The organism is Streptacidiphilus sp. EB129 (assembly GCF_041262645.1).
In the GTDB taxonomy this organism is placed as follows: domain Bacteria; phylum Actinomycetota; class Actinomycetes; order Streptomycetales; family Streptomycetaceae; genus Streptacidiphilus.
Genome location: NZ_JBGCCS010000092.1, coordinates 1 through 3444, shown reverse-complemented (window position 1 = coordinate 3444; position 3444 = coordinate 1). Strand labels below are relative to the sequence as shown.

1 protein-coding gene and 1 pseudogene are annotated in these 3444 nt (G+C 67.7%); both read right to left on the bottom strand.

What is annotated here, in order from left to right:
• Window positions 1-85: 85 nt before the first annotated feature.
• Window positions 86-844: pseudogene (locus ABH925_RS37500) on the bottom strand (IS701 family transposase); the annotation flags it as partial.
• Between the two features lie 74 nt (window positions 845-918).
• Window positions 919-2715 (bottom strand): group II intron reverse transcriptase/maturase, encoded by a 1797-nt coding sequence (gene ltrA, locus ABH925_RS37495; protein WP_370156093.1) that lies wholly within the window; start codon window positions 2713-2715, stop codon window positions 919-921.
• Between the last annotated feature and the right edge of the window lie 729 nt (window positions 2716-3444).

Genomic DNA, 3444 nt, shown 5'->3' with positions numbered 1-3444 from the left:
GCGAGAGATCGAACGTGTCCATCCCCACGCCGACCAGCACCGATTCCAACTCGCCGTCTAACAACGCGACCTCACCGCATCCGAGCTACACCCAAATCGTTTCTGCAGCCCCCTTTGAAGCCGCGTCGGCCGCCATAACGCTGAGGAAGGCGTGCGCGAGCATCGCCAGGGTGATGTGCCGGTACCAGCCCACATAGCGGCGGACCTCGTACTGGTCCAGGCCACACTCGTTCTTCGCGGCCTGGAACGACTCCTCGATCGCCCAGCGTGTCCCGGCGACGCGCACCAGTTCCTCCACCGTGGTGTCGAGCGGCGCGTAGGCGAGGTAGTAGGCGATCTCGTCGGGCTTGCTGATGCTGCGGCGGGCCAGCGCCCACCGCTGGCGGACCGGAACCTCGTCGCGGTAGTCGTACTCGACCACCGCCCGTAGCCGGATCGCCGCCCAGTCGTAGAGACGTGGGCCCTTGGCACCGTCACCGCACGAGATCCGCTCCCATGCCTCCTGCGGGGCCTGCTCGATCAGGGTCTCGATGCGGTTGCAGCCCACGCTGAACTGGGACTTGGGCACCGCCAGGACGTAGCCCACACCGGACTGCTCCAGCAGGCGACGGAAGCGGCCCTCCTGCCCGTAGGCGGCGTCCGCGGTGACCCAGGCGATGGGCAGCGGGGACGCAAGCGCGCGCAGCACCATGCCCTTGGCGAGGTCGTTCTTGGTGCGGAAGTCCCGCTCGTCGGGGACTTTCGCCGCCATGCAGCGGTCCCGGTCCTCGGTCCAGGACTTGGGCAAATACAGTTCCCGGTCGACCAGGGCGCGGCCCCGGGTGGAGGCGTAGGCGGCGAAGAGTCGGGTAGCTCCGGCGCATTACTGCGCCGGAGCCCCCTCAGAACCGGGCATGCCCGTTTTCCGGGCACCACGGCTCAAGCAAGCCCTGGAGGCGTGCGGGCGTGCAGAGTTGATGTTGCGGGTTTGCTGCCAGCGGTGTTGAGCTGCTGACAGGTGGCGTGGACAAGACGGAGTTGTGTTCCGTCCGGCGTGCCGATCCCGTGATAGGTGATCATCCGTTCGGTGATCGCCTGGCGGGTCGCCCGCAGCCACGTCTCCCACTGGGTGGGGTCCGCTGGCGGGCGTTCGGCGGGCAGCAGCGGCCTGCGGCAGATCTGACAGAGCCCGTCCTGCGCGTTGAGCAGGCGCAAGGTGGCGCGGTTGACCAGCGAAGGTGCGCTTCTGCGCCGTCGATCGGCCCAGTACTCGGTCAGGGCGGGGTCGTCCGGGGACGCCCCGTTCTGAACCATCTGGTGTCGGAGGATGCTCGTCCAGGCGAATTTCAGCAGGTAGGCGCCGCTGTGGCGGTCGCCGAACACCCACTGGTCCTGCCGGGACTTGTTGAACCGGCCGAAGTAGCGGGCGGTGACCCAGTGCCTCGACTTGTTCGGGTGGGCGCGGGTGGCCCACTTGTAGGCGAGCTTCCACATGTAGTCGTCCAGGGAGGAGGCGAAGACCTCGCTGGAGACCACGTTCCGGTAGTAGGCCGCCCAACCCCGGATGATTGGGTTGAGCCGGTGCAGCACCGCCGCCGCGTTGGCCCCGTTCAGGGCGCGCACTTCGGTGCCGAGCCTGTCTCGGATCCGTCTGACGGCCTCGCGGCTGGGTTTGATCAGCAGCTTGCCGTGATAGCGGCGGACGGTGAACCCGAGGAAGTCAAAGCCCTGTTCGAGGTGGACGACACGCGTCTTGTCCTCGTTGAAGGCCAGGCCCCGGGGCGTCAGCCACTGGGCGAGCCGTTCCTTGACCTGTTCGGCCTGTTCCCGCGAGTGGCACAGGGCGACAAGATCGTCGGCGTATCGAACCAGCAGCCGGGAGCCCGGCATCGTGTCGCCAGCGCGGCGGCCCGTCTGCCGGTACTGCACTCCCGCGGCCGTCTCCATTCCGTGCAGGGCGATGTTCAAGAGGACAGGGCTGATCACGCCGCCTTGAGGAGTTCCCTCACCGGTCGGGGTGAGCCGGCCGTCCTCGACCACGCCGGCCTTCAGCCACCGCTCGACCGTTCCCCGGGCGGGGAAGGAGCCGAGCTGGGCGAGAAGGTGGGCGTGGTCGATCCGGTCGAACGCCGCCACCAGGTCCGCGTCCAGCGCCCACCGACGCAGGGCGCTCTTACCCTTGGCCGTCCAGTAGATCGCCGCGATCGCGTCCTGGCAGCTGCGGCCGGGCCGGAAGCCGTACGACTTCGGCTCGAACCGCGCTTCCCACTCGGGCTCCAGTGCCTGTGAGACGCGGGCTTGCTGCACCCGGTCCACAACCACGGGAATGCCGAGCGGGCGCCTCTTGCCGCCTGCCTTGGGGATGTACACGCGCTTGACGGGTCGGGTCTGCCACGGGCCGGTGCGGTGCTGGACCCAGTGGGCCAGCTCCGCCTTGCCCCGGGAGGTCAGTACGACCTGCCCGTCGACGCCCGCCGTCTTGCGCCCCGCGTTGATCTCCGTCACCCGCCGCACGCTCACCAGCGTGTTGGCATGCGAGCGGAGCATCAGTTTCTGCAAGTTGCGGACCTTCTTGAGGTCCCCTGCCTGCGACGCCGTGAAGATCCGCTGTCGAAGACGCCGTACGCTCTCCTCTTCGGCGCGCCAGTCGATGGCGTTCCAATCGGGGAGAGTGCCCTCCGGTCCGTTCACCGCGCGGACCTGCGGCGTCGCAACAGCAGTCGCCTCGGTCCTCATGGTGTCCAACTTGCCCTTCGGTTCCGGAATCCTTGATCAGTCGCGTTCTTCACGGGCTCACCCGGCCCACGTCAGCTCCCTTTCGGGATCGGGCATACGCCCGTATCCGGTCAGTTATGCGGGGCTCGGCGGAGGAGCCGATGGTCTGCCCCGGTTTCCTGCTGCCTTTCGGCGCACCGGCGTTGGCTTCTTGGGCCGTCCTGTTCCCGCTGGGGAGTTGGGCCTTCCTTGCGGTCGGCTGACCAGGCGACAAGCCGTCTGGACCCCAACGGGGTTGTCACGTTCCACACGTGTGAGGTGCGACCGGGGTGGGCGCCCTCATTACCCCGGGACGGTGGTGTCCTCCCGGCCGACTCGGTGTCTGCGACCGGCACCTGCCGCTTCTCAGCGGCCAGTCCTGCACCCCGCCACTGCATTCCACCTGCGGGGCTTGCCATCACGAGGCATCGTCGAGGGTTCATTCACATTCACCCGTCCGGTCTTCTCCTTGCCTGTGGCCTCCGAGTGGAGCGGAGGCCCTTGGGCTTCTTCCCGGAGCTTCGCACCCCGCCGTTACCAGCGACGCACGTCCGAGCGGAGACAGGCCATGGACACTGGCCCGGGGCTACGTCCTCGGCATCACACCGACCCTCCTCCTAGTACTGCAACCGCATCTGGGCGTGACTGTGAGCGTGCGTGCTCGTTGGTCTGACTGTGTGCTGATGAGCTGACGGTCAAACAAGTTGAGGC

What these genes read in the sequence shown, in the direction of transcription:
- ltrA (WP_370156093.1), bottom strand. Translation starts at nt 2,715, where the DNA reads ATGAGGACCGAGGCGACTGCTGTTGCGACGCCGCAGGTCCGCGCGGTG.